This is a genomic window from Salinibacterium sp. M195 (genome assembly GCF_019443965.1).
GTDB lineage: Bacteria > Actinomycetota > Actinomycetes > Actinomycetales > Microbacteriaceae > Rhodoglobus.
Window position 1 is genome coordinate 198,912 of sequence record NZ_CP040814.1, and the last position, 15,010, is coordinate 213,921.

Consider the following 15,010-nt stretch of genomic DNA (forward strand, 5'->3'; position numbering starts at 1 on the left):
GAGCTAGCGCGCTGCGAGCATCCGTCGCCGCCTGCTCGCACCAATGCGCTTGCCGATCAGCCCCTGCTTCGGGCTGAAGAGATACACGAGCGCAAAGATGCAGCCCTGAACGAGCACGATCATTCCACCGGATGCCGTGTCGAGGTAATAGCTGAGGTACAGCCCGACGATTGCCGCGAGCGCCGACAGCGCCGGGGCGATCACGAGCATGCGCGCGAAGCGGTCGGTGAGCAGGTACGCGGTCGCGCCGGGGATGATGAGCAATGCCACGACGAGCACGACCCCGACCGCTTGTAGGGCGACGACCGAGGTGAGCGCGAGCAGGCCGAGCAGGGCGGCGCCGAGCACTTTGGGGTTTAGTCCGATGGCGTGGGCGTGCGTGGCATCGAAGGCGTAGAGCGTAAAGTCACGACGCTTGATGATCAGGATGCTGAACGTCACGACACCCAGAATCACCACCTGAAGCAGGTCTGCCGATGAGACTCCGAGCAGGTTTCCGAAGATGATGTGGTTGAGATCGGTCTGCGAGGGGATCACTGAAATGAGCACAAGCCCGAGCGCAAACAGGGTCGTGAAAACAATGCCGATTGCAGCATCCTCTTTGATGCGGCTGGTATTGCGCACGGCACCGATGAGGCCGACAGCAAGGAAGCCGAAGATGAGGGCACCAAGCGCGAACGGCGCCCCGACCACATAGGCCAGAACCACTCCGGGCAACACGGAATGCGAGACGGCGTCGCCCATGAGCGACCAGCCGACGAGCACGAGCCAGCATGACAGCACGGCACAGACGATCGCGGCAATCACACTCGTTGCCATAGCCCGCTGCATGAAGTCGTAGCTCAGCGGTTCGAGAAGAAAGTCGAGGGGGCTCATCCATTCTCCTCTCGTGCGTGGCTGTCGAGACCGAAAGCGCGCGCGAGGTTGGTGGGCTTCAGCACCTCGGCCGGAGTGGAGTGCAGGAGAACGCTGCGCATGAGCAGAATCGCTTCATCGGCAAGCTGCGGCAGCGCGTTGAGGTCGTGCGTCGACACGAGCACTGTTGCTCCGTCGCTCGCGAGCTCGCGCAACACTGCCGTGATGGTTGCTTCTGAACGCTTGTCCACACCAGCAAATGGTTCATCCAGCAGCAGGATGCTCGCCTCCTGAGCAATTCCTCGAGCGACGAAGGCCCGCTTCTTTTGTCCACCAGAGAGTTGCCCGATCTGGCGGTCGGCAAGATCAGTGAGCTCGACTCTGGCGAGTGCGTCATCCACGGCTGCACGGTCGGCGGGCCGGGGCCTGCGCGTGAAACCCATGTGACCGTAGCGACCCATCATCACGACATCGCGCACCGAGATGGGGAACGCCCAATCCACCTCTTCACTCTGCGGAACGTAGCCAACCGTGCCAGCCTTGCGCGCGATGGCGGGCGCACGACCAGCCAGCGTGACACCCCCGCGGTCGGGGCGCACCATCCCCGTGATCGTCTTGAAGAGGGTCGACTTGCCTGAACCATTCATGCCGATCAAGCCGCACACCTGGCCAGCCGCGACGTCGATGCTCACGTCATCGAGCGCCAGCACATCGCCGTAGTGCACCGTGACGTTCCGAACGCTGATTGCGGGGGTGTCGGGCCGGGCGGATGCCGCGGCTCCCCCACCCACGCCGGTTTCGGGTGTCCGCTCTGCTCGCGTCACGATCGGGCCCCTGTCAGCCCGTCAATCACCAGTTGTGCGTCGTGCCGCAACAGCTCAAGATAGGTCGGAACTGGCCCGTCGGCTGCCGACAGCGAATCCACGTAGAGCGTGCCGCCGAAGACGGCATCGCTCGCTTCCACCACTTGTTGCATGGTGCGATCGGAGACGGTCGATTCGCAGAAAACCGCGGGCACTTCGTTGTCGCGAACGTAGTCGATGACGGCGGCGACCTGTCGCGGGGTGGACTGTTGTTCGGCGTTGACGGCCCAGAGGTAGTGCTCGCTGAGGCCGGCATCCCGCGCCAGGTAGGAGAAGGCACCTTCGCAGGTCACGAGGGCACGTTGGTTGGGCGCGAGGATCTCGAGCTCGGTGGTGAGTTCGTCATTCACTGCTTGCAGCTCAGTCTTGTAGCTGTCGGCGTTTGAGGCGTAATCGGCGGCATTGCCTGGATCGAGCTCGGCGAACGCTTGAGCCATATTGTCGACATAGATTTGCGCATTCAGGGGGCTCATCCAGGCGTGCGGATTCGGCAGGCCCTCGTAGGCATCCTCAGCAATGCTGATCGTCTCAACACCCTCAGACACCACAACGTGAGGAACATCGAGGCCGTCGACGAACTGTGCGAACCACGCTTCAAGGTTGAGGCCGTTGTCGAGAATGAGGTCGGCGTCTGCCGCCTTGGCGATATCGCCGGGGGTCGGCTGGTAGCCGTGAATCTCGGCGCCCACCTTGGTGATGGATTCCACCCGAAGGTGCTCGCCGGCCACATTCTGGGCCATATCGGCGAGAACGGTAAAAGTCGTGAGTACGACGGGGCGCTGGTCATTGGGGTCGACGGTTGCCGCGGCATCCGGTGCGCTGGTGCAGGCCCCGAGGGTTGCAATGATGGCGGCGGCGAGCACAGACGACAGAATCGATCGGATGCTCCTCCGCCGCTCTGTGTTCGTGACCGTGCCCATCTTCTGATCCTATGTTGGGGCTGCCCAATAAGAAAGTACGTCTAGCCGTAGTTTTGTCAGATTGTTGCAGCGGCACAAAAGTTGCCGTTCTTTCGCTAGTGCGCCGCAGCCCGAGTGGCACGAAGGCGTTGCTACTCTGACGCCATGACACACTTCGACACGATCGTCATTGGCGCGGGCGTTTCTGGGCTCACTGCCGCGCGGTTTCTCACGCAGGCTGGGCAACGCGTTGTCGTGCTCGAAGCCCGTGATCGCGTGGGCGGCCGCACGTGGACAGAACGCTCCGACGGGCTCATCAGCGACCGTGGGGCATCCTGGATTCACGGCGTCGACAACAATCCGCTGACGGATGTCGTGCGCGGCTTCGGAATGCGCACTGTCGAATTCACCGTGGGAAGCTACCAACCCGATAGCCGCCCCATTGCCTATTACTCGCCGAACGGCGAGCGCCTGAGCGACAGCGACGTCACCGAGTTTGCCGACGATGTTCGCGCCTTCGACCGGCAGCTCGTGGCGACGGTTGCTGCTTCCACCCTCGGAGACTCGTACGAAGACGTTGTCGACTCCGCCCTCGCCGCACTCGACTGGAATGCCGACCGCGCCGCTCGCGTGCGTGAGTTTCTGCTGCACCGTTCGGAGGAGCAGTACGGCGTGCATGCCGGGTTGCTCGATGCGCACGGTCTCGACGATGACACCGTGGAGGGTGACGAGGTTGTCTTCCCCGACGGCTTTGACCAGCTGGCGGCGAATCTGGCGACGGGGCTCGACGTGCGTCTCGAGCATGTCGTGACCGGGATTGAGTGGTCGAGCGGCGGGGCCGCCGTCACTTCATCCCGCGGCATCCTCACGGCAGCCCGCGTCGTCGTTACGGTTCCGATTGGCGTGCTGAAGTCTGGCGACCTCAGCTTCGAGCCCGCCCTCCCCAACTGGTTCACTACGGCCGTGGCCGGATTCGAGATGAACAATTTCGAGAAAGTGTTCTTGCGGTTTCCCACCAAGTTCTGGGACGACAACGTCTACGCGATTCGCCAACAGGGCCCCGCCGGCGAGTGGTGGCATTCCTGGTACGACCTCACGGACCTGCACGGCATCCCGGCGCTTCTCACCTTCGCGGCTGGTCCAAGCGCGATCGACGCGCGCCACTGGACCGATGACCGCATCGCCGAATCGGTGTTGGATGCCCTCCGCGGCCTCTATGGCGAACGCGTCGAAACACCCACCCACGTTCTCGTCACCCGCTGGCAGGATGACCCTTACTCTCGCGGCTCTTACGCCTACATGAAACCGGGCTCAACCCCCGAAGACCACGACCTTCTGGCCACTCCCATCGACGGAGTTCTGCACTTCGCTGGCGAAGCAACGTGGACGGATGACCCCGCCACCGTCACTGCAGCGCTGCGCTCAGGCCACCGCGCGGCCGAGAACATTCTCGGTCAAGAACTGCCGTTCGAGGGGTTAGCGAACCCCCTCTAATCCGGCAGCTATGCGAGCGGCACCGGGAGTGGGGCCGCAGGGTGAAGAGCTCGACGCGTGGATGCCCGATCCCGGATCTGGTAGCCGACCGCAGGAGGCACAATCTCTGTATCGCTGTCGGCGTCGATGAGTTTCACCAAGAACTCAACAGCCGCTTTTGCCGTAGCTTCAGGGGCCAGATCAATCGAGGTAATCGGGGGCGCGCTGTTGCGGGTCTGCTCGGAGTCAGATCCGGCCACGATCATGATGTCGTCCGGCACCTGATATCCGGCAGCCTGCAGGCCTGCTTGGATTCCGGCCGCGTGTCTGCCGGTCAAGCAGTAGATGCCGTCGGGAAGCAGCGCATCGGATGCGATCATTTCCTGGGCCAACGCCCGGCCACCGGCTTCACCTAAGCCCTCATCTTGGTGATAAACCAGCGCTGCCTTTCCGGACTTTTTTGCCCAGGCCCGGTAGGTCTTCTCGCTATCGGCATTCCACGAGTTGTTGTCTTCACCGGTCACCAGCGCGATGCGTTCGGCACCGCGCTCCACAAGGTGACGAACCACGGCATCCGTATTCGTGACGGTGCCTGCGCCTAGCCAGGCGGTGAAGTCTGGCCGCTCAATATCGCGGCCAACGGCGACAACCGGGATCCCATTGCGGTCGAGCAAAGCAATAACGGGATCACTCGCAATCGGGTCGGAAATGATAAATCCGTCGGCGGCCAGAGCAATCCCGGGCGCGTTACCCACGGTGGGATCCCTCATGAGCGCAAGTCCATATCCACGGTCCAAGGCCTCCACCGCGGCTGCGCCCGCAAAGCGCAAAAAGTAGTCGACACCCTCGGGTTGATAGGAGCCGAGCGTATCCAACGGCCGGATCACGAGCCCGAGAATTCCCAACCGACGACTGCGCAACCCGCGGGCGATCGCATCGGGGCTATACCCCAGATCAGCAGCGGTATCGATAACGCGCTGGCGAGTCGCTTTTGCGATGACGCCTTTGCCGTTCAGGGCGTGAGAAACCGTAGTTATCGAGACGCCGGACTGCTTGGCGACATCGTGGATTGTCGCTCGTCGCCGCGCCATACCGTTGCTCACAGAGGCAGAGTATCGCAGGTTACGGAAATGTAAAACGTTTTGGGCATTTCCCCACCAAAACGTTTTGGTCAACTAGGTTTTCCCACACAGCATGCATCTTGGCGTTCAGGTGTCACCTACCTAGGAGCAATATTCAATGAAGAAACAAGCAATCGCGATCGCCAGTATTCTGGCCATTGCACTGACCGGCTGCGCTTCAGGCGCAGGCAACGACACGACAGCCGGGGTCGACACAAACGACCTCCTCACCCTCACCCCCGCCGCCACCGGCGAGCTCGACCTGGTGACATGGAACCTCCCGTTTGGCGAGCCAGCCTCGCTCGACCCCATCAAATCGTTCAACTACGCAGAGAACACTGTCGTGGCAAACCTGTGTGAAGGTCTCATGCAGCTCCAGCCCGACTTCACCATCGAGCCGGGACTGGCCGAAAAGGTTGATACCCCAGACAACCTGACCTACATCTACACAATTCGCCAGGGCGTTGAGTTCTGGGACGGCCAAGAAATGACCGCCGATGATGTCGTCTACAGCCTGAGTCGTCACCAAAACGCCGACGAAGGAAGCTACTGGGCCGGAGGGCTTGTTGGCAACATCGCCTCCATTGAGAAGACCGCTGACTGGGAAGTCACCGTCACGCTTACAAAGCCTGACGCAGCGTTCAACTCCTACATGGTCACGCCCGTCGGCACCGTCATTCAGCAAGACTTCCGTGAAGCCGCTGGCGAGTCCTTTGGAAACCCGACCGGCAAGGTCATGTGCACCGGACCATTCTCCGTTGGAGACTGGGATCAAGGTCAGTCGATCTCGTTGATCAAGAACGACAACTATTGGAACAGCGACAAGCAGGCTCAGTCCGCTCAGGTCGATATCAACTTCATCGTTGACGCAGCAGCCATCGCCACCGCACTCGACACTGGCGCAATCGACGGCTCCTACGACGTGCCCCTCGGCGCCTTGAAGTCACTTCAGAGCTCCACCGAAGGAAGCCTCTACCTCGGCAACTCACTGCAGCTGGTAGCCATCATCGGCATCGGAAACGGAGTCTTCGCTGATCCCGCCGTTCGTCAAGCACTCATGATGGCCACCGACCGTGACGCCATCGCGGCTACCGTCTTCGAAGGCACCGCGAGCGCATCACGTTCACTCATTCCCAACAACGGGTGGGCCTACGGCGACAGCGAGTTCACTGATGGTCGCGAAGAACTCGCACCGACAACAACCGACATCGAAGGCGCCAAAGAAGTTCTGAAAGACGCCACGGTCGACCTGACCGAACCGATCAAGATTGTCTACCCCTCAGAGCGCACCTACTACGCCGACATCATCTCGGAAATCTCCAACGGCGCCCGCGCCATTGGACTCACCGTTGAGCCAGCAGGCGTGCCAAGCGCACAATTCGGAGCGTTCTTCTCCGATCCCGCCGCACGCGAAGGACACGACGCGTTTGTCACCTACAACTACATGGATGTTCCTGACCCGCTCGCGTTCCTCCGCGGAATCGTGGGAACCGGTGGATCTCAGAACTACAACGAGTACAGCAACTCGACAATTGACTCGGTGCTGGACGAAGCCGCTGCCACCGAAGACGACGGCGAGCGCGCTGAACTCGTGAACGAGGCGCAGGCTGCGGCGATGGAAGATCTCCCGTGGATCCCGATCGTCGATCCTGCAGTGCGACTGTTCATGAATGACCGCGTCACGGGTGCTCCCGCATCCTTCGTGTATCTCTACTACCCCTGGGCTGCCGACCTCGGCGCTTCGGGCGAATAGCTCACTCCCGGGGGCCGCTGTGTTCGCACACGGCCCCCGGCTTTCGTCTCTAAGGAAACGGCTCATCCAGTGACTTTCATATTGCGACGCTTAGCCGCCCTCGTCGGGGTGCTCATCGCGTCAAGCTTTCTCGTTTTTGCCGCGATGTATGCGGCGCCGGGAAGCCCCGAAAACTTTCTCGTTCAAGGACGAACGGTAAGCCCAGAAGTTCTCGCGGCCATCCGCGAACAGTATTCTCTCGATGACCCATTCCTCGTGCGGTTCTGGAACTGGCTCACCAACGTGTTGCATGGCGACTTCGGCCGCTCCCTCGCTAACCAGCAGGATGTCGGCGAGCTGCTCGCCGGTCGACTACCGACCACACTGATGCTGGTCACGCTCGCCGCAATCATCATCATCGTGCTGGGCATCGGCATGGGCATCGTTGCGGGTACGCGCGGTGGCGTTGTCGACAAGATCATCCTCTTGGGTTCCAACCTGGGCTTCGCCATCCCCACCTTCTTCGCCGCCCTCATCCTGATGAGCATCTTCAGCGTCGGGCTCGGCTGGTTTCCCGTCTTCGGCTCCGGAGAAGGATTCTTCGACCGCGTATGGCACCTCACGCTTCCCGCATTCGCACTAGCTCTGCCGTCATCCGCCGTCGTGGCACGCATCACCCGCACCTCCATTCGCGAGGAACGTGACTCCGAACATTCAGTGATGGCTCGTGCTCGCGGAGTTGCCGAAAGCCTCGTCATGCGACGCCACGTCATCCGCAACTCAATGCTCCCCGTGAGCACCATCGTGGGTGTTCACATCGCCGGGCTGATTGCCGGCTCGTTTGTTGTCGAGTACGCCTTCACTCTGGATGGCATCGGCACGCTTCTGGTGCACGCCGTGCAGCGAAAAGACTTCGCCGTGGTGCAAGCAATTGCCATTGTGCTAGTCGCAGCGTTCGGCATCATCAACCTTCTCGTTGACCTCTTCTATGCCTCCATCGATCCGCGAGTGAAAGTGGAGACAACCCGATGAAACAATTTGCTGAACGGATGGGCGCCCTCGGCCTCATCGCCTGTGGCGTCATCGCCGTCGTGGTGCTTGGTGCGCTCTTTGCGCCGCTCATCGCCCCCTACGATCCGACCATTGGATCGGTCACCCAGCGCTACCAAGGCATGTCCTTCGAGCACCTGTTTGGAACCGATCAGGCCGGCCGCGACATCTTCTCTCGACTGCTGTGGGGTGCACGTTCCAGCTTGACTGGTCCCCTCATCGTCGTGGGGATCACGGCCGTCTTCGGAACCCTTATCGCTCTCACGGCAGTCTGGTGGGGCGGCATCGTGGACTCGTTCCTCAGCCGAGTTCTCGATCTGCTCTTCGCTTTTCCGAACCTCCTGCTCGCGATGCTCGCCATTGCGGTCTTTGGTCCCAGCCTCACGACAGCGGCGCTGGCACTGTCGGTGGCGTACATTCCGTACTCCGCTCGCGTGGTTCGCAGTATGGCGATGCGCGAACGCAACCTCCCCTATATCCGCTCCCCCGAATTACAGGGCATCCCCGGGATTGTGATCACGGGCAGACACCTGTTGCCGAACGTCGCCCCGCTCATCGTGACCGGCGCCACCATCAACTTCGGGTTCGCGATGATCGAGCTCGCAGCGCTGTCATTCCTCGGCCTCGGCGTGCAACCGCCGGAAGCCGACTGGGGGCTCATGGTGTCAAGCGGACAGCAGTCACTCTTGAACGGTTACCCCGCAGAGAGTGTTCTCGCTGGACTCAGCATTGTCATCACCGTGGCAGCCTTCGGTTACGTCGGAGAACGACTCGGTGGCCGTGCCGCCGCAGGGAGGAAAGCCTGATGCTTAACATTGAGAACCTCTCGCTCACCATCGGGCCAGACCTGCAGATTTTGCGCGACGTATCCCTTGCCGTAGCAGCGGGCGAAGCCGTCGGCCTGGTTGGCGAATCGGGAAGTGGTAAGTCCATGACCCTACGCTCCATCCTGCAGATCGAACCCGCCGGCTCGCAGGTCACCGGCACGATCACTTTTGATGATGTCGACGTTCGAGGACTCACCGGTGAAGCACTCCGCCGGATGCGGGCCAATGACGTTTCGATGATCGCCCAGAATCCGCACGCCGTGTTGAACCCGGTGCTTCCTGTTGAGCGGTATCTCATCGAGGGAATGCACGACGCCCAAGGGCAGCCAGCGAAGACCGCCAAGATTCGAGCCGGTGAACTGCTCGAACAAGTCGGCATCGATACCGTTGATCGTGTGCTGCGCTCCTACCCGCACCAACTCTCGGGCGGCATGCTCCAACGCGTCGTCATCGCCGGCGCAATTGCGGGCAGGCCACGACTGATGCTCGCCGACGAACCCACCACTGCACTGGACGTCACCACCCAAGCAGAGGTGATGGCCATCCTCGACGAATGCCGTCATGAGCTCGGAATGGCCATGCTGTTCGTCACCCATGACCTCGACCTAGCCGCAGCGGTCTGCGACCGGATCGCTGTGATGAAAGACGGTGAAATTGTGGAAATCGGACTACCGGAACAATTGCGCGACAACCCGCAGCATCCGTACACCCGAGCCCTAATGGAATCGCGGCCCGCCGGGCTCACCTGGACCCCGGAAGGCGAGGCCACATCATGACCACTCCAGAAATCACCGTCGAAGCCCTCACCAAGACGTTTCACACCGGAGCAAAACAGCATGTGAAGGCGCTCGATAACGTCACCCTGAGCGTCGACAAAGGTTCGTGCCTGGCCGTCGTCGGCGAATCAGGTTCGGGCAAGACCACGCTCGCGCGCATCATCGTGGGGCTCGAAACGCCAGACTCGGGCACGGTGACCGTGAGCGGCAAGCCGGTCGCCGCGCGCGCAAACCGTCGCGAACTGCGTCGCCGAGCCCGCGACATCCAAATGGTTTTCCAGGATCCCCAAAGCTCTCTCAACCGCAGGCTGCCCGTGCGCGTTGCCGTGGACGAGGTGCTCAAAGCCCACTCTCGGCTTAGCCGAGCCGAACGACGAGCACGCTGCATCGAATTGTTCACCCTCGTGGGACTCGAGGAACGATTCCTCGACGCATTGCCCAGTGAGCTGTCGGGAGGCCAAAAGCAGCGAGTAGCGATTGCGCGCGCACTAGCCGCCAATCCCGCCGTGATCGTTCTCGACGAATCTGTCGCAGCACTCGACGTGACCGTTCAAGCTCAGATTCTCGAACTCTTGGCAGAGCTACGCCAATCGCAGAACCTGACCTACCTCTTCATCACCCACGATCTTTCTGTAGTGCAGTTGATTGCCGACCAGGTCGTCGTGATGCGCCGCGGGCAGATCGTCGAGCGCGGAACAACTGCCGAAGTGCTCACCAACCCGCAACATCCATACACCCAGCTCCTTCTGGCCTGTGCTCCTCGCCCCGGTTGGAAACCCCAGCGCGGAATGATCCAAAAACTCCGAGAAGAGATCGCATCATGAGTCGCACCACACCCGAGATCATTCGGATCGATTCAGCGGATGCCTTCCACCGTGGACTCTCTCGCGGCGTGGCAATCGCCGACACCCTGCAGAAGGGCATCGCGATCTACCTTGAGCTCTTCGAAGCATCCAAGATCAGCCGCGACGACGTGCAAAAATATGCCGAACAAGCGGTCATTGCGACCGAAAGCTGGAGCCACTCCCTGGCAGAGGAACTGAGAGGCCTTGCCGAAGGCAGCGAAATACCGCTCTGGAAAATTGCGGCTATCAACGCCCGAACCGAGATCCTCTCGCAAGCGGTCGGAACCAAACCCGGCGAATGCTCGACCATCGTCAACGCTGGCGAGAATCCCGTCGGCGCGCAGACGTGGGACTGGCACGACGATCTTGCTGACTGCTGGCACCTGCACGAAGTCTCGGGAACGCCGCGCACATTCGTCGGCCTGACCGAGCACGGAATCCTCGGAAAGATCGGCATCAATGATGCGGGAGTCGGCATCATGCTCAACATTCTCGGTCACACCGCTGATCGCACCGATGGTGTTCCGGTGCACCTCGTCGCAGCCCGCGTGCTCGCCGAGGCATCGACGCTGCTCGAAGCAATCGAGATCCTTCGCTCCGCGCCCGTCAGCACGTCGAGCGCTATTACCGTGGTTAGCCCCGAAGGTGCCGTGATCGTCGAGCTCAGCCCTGACGGCGCGGCCGTGCTGCTCCCCACCAATGGCGTGCTCATTCACACGAATCACTTCGTTGACCCCAAGCTCAGCCAAGGCGAGAAGCTTGGTCTCTACGACCCTGACACGCAAGCGCGTTACGACGTTCTTGTCGACCGGGCCGCGGCCCACCCTCTCCCTAGCGCCGCAATCGACCTCATCCCCTACCTCCTCTCCGAACCAGGCGACGAAGCACAACTTTGTTGCGTGCCTGCAATCGGGGCGGTGTTTGGCGACCGGTGGATGACTTTGGCCACGATCACATTGGATGCCACTGCACGCGCAATCACCGTCTCCCGGGGTTCTCCTCGCGATGCTTCCACCGCGGAAAGCACCAGAATGGTCGCCGCGCGCTAACGTCGGCGCACATTTTCCAGCGCAGCCGAAAGCCGTCACATGTCGCAATCGAGCACCGTCGAGTGTTAACGTGAGTACACCCCATTGAGGGGTAGCGGGCCACGCATTCGGGACGGCCCCAGGGAACGGCCATTCCGGTGGCCTTCACGCAGAGGAGCGACTGTGTCGGTGCAGCAAAAATCGGGAGAACACGGATCGGTCGCCTCGCGCCCACGCGAACAGTGGTCAGGCCAGCTCGGCTTCATCCTGTCGGCCATCGGCTCCGCCGTGGGCCTCGGCAACATTTGGCGTTTCCCCGGGGTTGCGTACGAGAATGGTGGCGGGGCATTCCTCATCCCCTATCTGATTGCTTTGGTCACGGCCGGCATCCCGATTCTCTTTCTCGACTATGCGATCGGGCACCGCTTTCGCGGTTCAGCACCGACTGCGTTCCGTCGCCTCGGTGGCAAAGCGGGCAAGTGGCTAGAGTCCCTCGGCTGGTTTCAGGTCTGGATCTGCATTGTCATCGCCGTCTACTACGCGGCTGTCGTCGCGTGGGCGGCAAGCTACTTCACGTTCAGCTTCGACCTGCGCTGGGGCGACGACACTCAGGGATTCTTCGTCACCGAGTTCCTGCAGACTTCAGAGCCCGGTTTCAGTTCGCAGTTCGTGCCCGCTGTGCTTATCCCGCTCGTTCTCGTGTGGGTTGCCGTTCTCGCCGTCCTCGGCTCGGGAATTGCCAAGGGCGTGCAGCGCGCCAACGTGATCTTCTTGCCGTTGCTCGTAGTCGCCTTCCTGATCCTCGTGATTCGCGCTCTGTTCCTCGACGGCGCGATGACCGGTTTGGATGCTCTGTTCACCCCAGACTTCTCAGCCCTCGGCGACCCCAACGTGTGGATTGCGGCCTACAGCCAGATCTTCTTCTCGCTGTCAATCGCCTTCGGCATCATGATCACCTACTCCTCGTACCGCAGTCGCAAAGCGAACGTCACAGCGCCGGCACTGGTAGTCGCGTTCGCGAACTCATCATTCGAGATCATCGCTGGTATCGGCGTCTTCGCCACCCTCGGCTTTTTCGCATTCCAGCAGGGCGTGGGTGTCGACGAACTCGAAGGCATCACCGGTGTCGGTCTTTCGTTCATCACGTTCCCCGCTATCGTTTCGCAGATGCCCGGAGGGCCACTCTTCGGCGCCCTGTTCTTCGGTTCGCTCGTGATGGCCGGATTCACGTCGCTGCTGTCAGTGCTTCAGGTCGTGTCATCCGCGTTCCAAGATAAGTTCGGGATCACCGCACGCCAGGCCTCGATTCGCGTCGGTTCCGCGCTGGCGATTGTTTCGGTGCTGCTGTTCTCCACCACGACTGGCCTAATCACTCTCGACACGGTCGACCAGTGGGCGAACAATATTGGCATCGTCGTTGCCGCGATTGCGTCCACGATTCTCGTGATCTGGGTTTTCCGTAAGGGCCCAGAATTGGCCGGCCACCTGAATGCCGTCTCCACCTTCAAGGTCGGACCAATCTGGCAAATCCTCGTCGGTGTTCTCGCCCCGATCGTGCTGCTTTATATGCTCATCCAGCGCATCATTGTGCTCGTCACCGAAGGCTACGAGGGCTACCCGCTGTGGTACCTGGCTGTGGCCGGCTGGGGAACCGTTGCGGTGATTCTGATCGGCGCCATCACCATGACGGCGCTGCGCTGGAAGCACGATCCGGATGATTTCACCCCGTGGCCTAGCCCCCAAGCACTGAAGGAGCTCAAGAAATGAGCGGCATCGCCATCACTTTCTTCATCATCGCCGCCGTGCTGGTCTGGGGCGGGCTCATCGCGAGCATCATCTTCCTTGCCCGCAAACCGCAGCTCGACGAGTATCCCGAGGGATCAGAACTCGTCAGCGACGACGACTAGCTGTCGCTGAGCAGCTGGCGCTCTGGCTCGCGTTCGTCGCGTCAGGCTCTCGTGCTGCCACAGTCTCCAGCCCCGTAACATGCAGAAGGGCGGGCATCCGTAGTGGATGCCCGCCCTTTGCCGTACTGCGTTTATTCGGAGGTATCGCTGCCCTCAGCGGCACCGGCGGAAGTCTCGCTGAGCGCTACTTCGGCGAGCTTGGCAGCCAGAGTGCTGTCGCCGACGCTCTGGTTCACGCTGGTGTTCGAGGTACTGCGAGCACCCTCACCAACAGCCTGACCGACGGCGCGGCCCTGAATGATCGACGCAAGGTCGAGACCGGTTGCGGCCTTGATCGACTCGAAGGAGCTACGCAGGGCGATTGAACTTTCGTTTCCGATGGTGTCTGCTGCGCTTGATCCGCTGCCACCGATAACGGTGACAGAACCGATCTGGCCGTAACCCTTGGCCCACTGTTCCATGACGAGCGGGAGGGATTCGAGCGCACGCTGCGCGAGGAGTGCATCCTGGTGCTTGGCGAGAGCCGCGGCTTCTGCCTCGATGCTTGCTGCACGAGCTTCACCGGAGAGTCGAACGGCATCCGCGTCGGCTGCAGCGCGAACGCGCACGGCTTCTGCTTCAACGGCCGCGATCTGTGCCTGAGCTTCTGCACCCTTGACGAGGCGGTAGGCGTCGGAGTCGGCATCCTTCTGAGCCTTGTACAGGTTGGCATCGGCAACACGCTTCACGTCGGCGTCGAGCTCTGCCTGACGGTTCTCGGCACGCTGCTGGAGAACGCCTTGCTCGGCCGTGGCACGAGCCAGTGCTTCGGCCTGCTCGGCTTCGGCGTTAGCCTTGCCAACTTCAGCCTTCGAGTCTGCGGTGTTCTTGTCGAGCGCAGTTTGCTCGATCAGGTTTGCCTCAGCAACGGTGATGTTGCGCTTGGAGATTTCGCGGTTCGCGTCAGCCGTGGCGAGCTCTGCTTCACGACGCTTCGACTCAATCTGCGGGGTTCCGAGCGACTGGATGTAGCCAACCTTGTCGCCGATTCCCTTGATCTGGAAAGAGTCAAGAATCAGTCCCTGCTCCGAAAGCTCGGTGGAAACATCCGTCGCGATCTGGTCGGAGAACTTCTTGCGCTCACGCATGAGTTCAACGACGGAGAGCGTTGCAACAACACCACGAAGAGCACCTTCGAGCTGCTCGGTCGTGAACTGCTCGATTGCGCTGTCCTGCGAAGCAAACCGTTCTGCAGCCCGGCGCACAAGGTTCGCGTCTGAGCCGATCTTCACGATCGCAACCGCTTCGACCTGAAGCGTGACGTTGTCTGCCGACTGCGCCTCTGCCGTCATCGAAACCTGGCGCGAACGCAGCGAAATCGTTTCATGGCGCTGCGTGATCGGGTTGACCAGAGCCTTGCCGTTGACAATGACGGTGACCGCGGAATCGTTGCCGTTGCCATCTTTTTGTGAGCGACCAGAAACAACGAGGGCTTCATCGGCACGAGCAACCTTGTACCAAGCTCGAGCGATCAAGAGCATCACCAGGAAAAGAACAACAAGAACGACCACCCCGATTCCAATGAGGAGAACGAGTCCGCCGGTGGCGAAGATATCCATATATGCACCTTTCAAAAAATGAGCGATCTACTCCCA

Annotated in this window: 14 protein-coding genes; 9 read left to right on the forward strand and 5 right to left on the reverse strand. The window is 61.2% G+C overall.

All coding sequences use genetic code 11. The annotated features are described in order from the left end of the window. Positions 1 to 3 precede the first annotated feature (3 nt). From FFT87_RS00985 to FFT87_RS00995, 3 genes are read right to left on the reverse strand one after another with little or no spacing between them, the layout of a single operon-like run. Positions 4 to 876, reverse strand: a complete 873-nt coding sequence (locus tag FFT87_RS00985; RefSeq protein ID WP_219949534.1) for a metal ABC transporter permease — start codon at positions 874 to 876, stop codon at positions 4 to 6. Continuing rightward, positions 873 to 1,646, reverse strand: coding sequence for a metal ABC transporter ATP-binding protein (locus tag FFT87_RS00990; protein WP_219950643.1), 774 nt, complete (start codon positions 1,644 to 1,646; stop codon positions 873 to 875). Before FFT87_RS00990 ends, FFT87_RS00985 begins: the two co-directional genes overlap by 4 nt. A gap of 29 nt (positions 1,647 to 1,675) precedes the next feature. After that, positions 1,676 to 2,638, reverse strand: coding sequence for a metal ABC transporter substrate-binding protein (locus FFT87_RS00995; RefSeq protein ID WP_219949535.1), 963 nt, complete (start codon positions 2,636 to 2,638; stop codon positions 1,676 to 1,678). A gap of 144 nt (positions 2,639 to 2,782) precedes the next feature. On the opposite strand from FFT87_RS00995, the gene FFT87_RS01000 reads away from it, so the two are divergent. Continuing rightward, entirely contained in the window at positions 2,783 to 4,111 is a 1,329-nt protein-coding gene (locus tag FFT87_RS01000; RefSeq protein ID WP_219949536.1) for an NAD(P)/FAD-dependent oxidoreductase, read from the forward strand. 8 nt (positions 4,112 to 4,119) lie between these two features. Here the strand turns inward: FFT87_RS01000 and FFT87_RS01005 are convergent, their stop codons facing one another. Further along, the gene (locus FFT87_RS01005; RefSeq protein WP_219949537.1) at positions 4,120 to 5,193 is read right to left on the reverse strand and encodes a LacI family DNA-binding transcriptional regulator; all 1,074 of its coding nucleotides are present in this window, start codon (positions 5,191 to 5,193) and stop codon (positions 4,120 to 4,122) included. A gap of 136 nt (positions 5,194 to 5,329) precedes the next feature. Here FFT87_RS01005 and FFT87_RS01010 point away from each other — a divergent pair, with 136 nt between their 5' ends. The 8 genes from FFT87_RS01010 (at position 5,330) to FFT87_RS01045 (ending at position 13,376) form a co-directional block, all read left to right on the forward strand. After that, positions 5,330 to 6,964: an ABC transporter substrate-binding protein gene (locus FFT87_RS01010; RefSeq protein ID WP_219949538.1), complete on the forward strand. Its 1,635-nt coding sequence runs from the start codon at positions 5,330 to 5,332 to the stop codon at positions 6,962 to 6,964. A gap of 69 nt (positions 6,965 to 7,033) precedes the next feature. Next, positions 7,034 to 7,975 carry an ABC transporter permease gene (locus FFT87_RS01015; RefSeq protein WP_219949539.1) on the forward strand — a complete coding sequence of 314 codons (942 nt, stop codon included), beginning with the start codon at positions 7,034 to 7,036 and terminating at the stop codon, positions 7,973 to 7,975. After that, entirely contained in the window at positions 7,972 to 8,799 is an 828-nt protein-coding gene (locus FFT87_RS01020) for an ABC transporter permease (protein WP_010205291.1), read from the forward strand. Before FFT87_RS01015 ends, FFT87_RS01020 begins: the two co-directional genes overlap by 4 nt. Continuing rightward, the gene (locus FFT87_RS01025; protein WP_219949540.1) at positions 8,799 to 9,596 is read left to right on the forward strand and encodes an ABC transporter ATP-binding protein; all 798 of its coding nucleotides are present in this window, start codon (positions 8,799 to 8,801) and stop codon (positions 9,594 to 9,596) included. The genes FFT87_RS01020 and FFT87_RS01025 overlap by 1 nt, the downstream gene beginning before the upstream one ends. Continuing rightward, positions 9,593 to 10,420: an ABC transporter ATP-binding protein gene (locus tag FFT87_RS01030; RefSeq protein WP_219949541.1), complete on the forward strand. Its 828-nt coding sequence runs from the start codon at positions 9,593 to 9,595 to the stop codon at positions 10,418 to 10,420. Before FFT87_RS01025 ends, FFT87_RS01030 begins: the two co-directional genes overlap by 4 nt. Then, on the forward strand, positions 10,417 to 11,490 hold the full coding sequence (locus tag FFT87_RS01035; RefSeq protein WP_219949542.1) for a C45 family peptidase: 1,074 nt from the start codon (positions 10,417 to 10,419) through the stop codon (positions 11,488 to 11,490). Before FFT87_RS01030 ends, FFT87_RS01035 begins: the two co-directional genes overlap by 4 nt. A gap of 162 nt (positions 11,491 to 11,652) precedes the next feature. After that, positions 11,653 to 13,236 carry a sodium-dependent transporter gene (locus FFT87_RS01040; RefSeq protein WP_219949543.1) on the forward strand — a complete coding sequence of 528 codons (1,584 nt, stop codon included), beginning with the start codon at positions 11,653 to 11,655 and terminating at the stop codon, positions 13,234 to 13,236. Beyond that, positions 13,233 to 13,376, forward strand: a complete 144-nt coding sequence (locus tag FFT87_RS01045; protein WP_219949544.1) for a MetS family NSS transporter small subunit — start codon at positions 13,233 to 13,235, stop codon at positions 13,374 to 13,376. The genes FFT87_RS01040 and FFT87_RS01045 overlap by 4 nt, the downstream gene beginning before the upstream one ends. 131 nt (positions 13,377 to 13,507) lie before the next feature. Here the strand turns inward: FFT87_RS01045 and FFT87_RS01050 are convergent, their stop codons facing one another. Continuing rightward, entirely contained in the window at positions 13,508 to 14,974 is a 1,467-nt protein-coding gene (locus FFT87_RS01050; RefSeq protein ID WP_219949545.1) for a flotillin family protein, read from the reverse strand. Between the last annotated feature and the right edge of the window lie 36 nt (positions 14,975 to 15,010).

What these genes read in the sequence shown, in the direction of transcription:
- FFT87_RS00995 (WP_219949535.1), bottom strand. Translation starts at nt 2,638, where the DNA reads ATGGGCACGGTCACGAACACAGAGCGGCGGAGGAGCATCCGATCGATT.
- FFT87_RS00985 (WP_219949534.1), bottom strand. Translation starts at nt 876, where the DNA reads ATGAGCCCCCTCGACTTTCTTCTCGAACCGCTGAGCTACGACTTCATG.
- FFT87_RS01035 (WP_219949542.1), top strand. Translation starts at nt 10,417, where the DNA reads ATGAGTCGCACCACACCCGAGATCATTCGGATCGATTCAGCGGATGCC.
- FFT87_RS01050 (WP_219949545.1), bottom strand. Translation starts at nt 14,974, where the DNA reads ATGGATATCTTCGCCACCGGCGGACTCGTTCTCCTCATTGGAATCGGG.
- FFT87_RS01000 (WP_219949536.1), top strand. Translation starts at nt 2,783, where the DNA reads ATGACACACTTCGACACGATCGTCATTGGCGCGGGCGTTTCTGGGCTC.
- FFT87_RS01020 (WP_010205291.1), top strand. Translation starts at nt 7,972, where the DNA reads ATGAAACAATTTGCTGAACGGATGGGCGCCCTCGGCCTCATCGCCTGT.
- FFT87_RS01010 (WP_219949538.1), top strand. Translation starts at nt 5,330, where the DNA reads ATGAAGAAACAAGCAATCGCGATCGCCAGTATTCTGGCCATTGCACTG.
- FFT87_RS01030 (WP_219949541.1), top strand. Translation starts at nt 9,593, where the DNA reads ATGACCACTCCAGAAATCACCGTCGAAGCCCTCACCAAGACGTTTCAC.
- FFT87_RS01025 (WP_219949540.1), top strand. Translation starts at nt 8,799, where the DNA reads ATGCTTAACATTGAGAACCTCTCGCTCACCATCGGGCCAGACCTGCAG.
- FFT87_RS01045 (WP_219949544.1), top strand. Translation starts at nt 13,233, where the DNA reads ATGAGCGGCATCGCCATCACTTTCTTCATCATCGCCGCCGTGCTGGTC.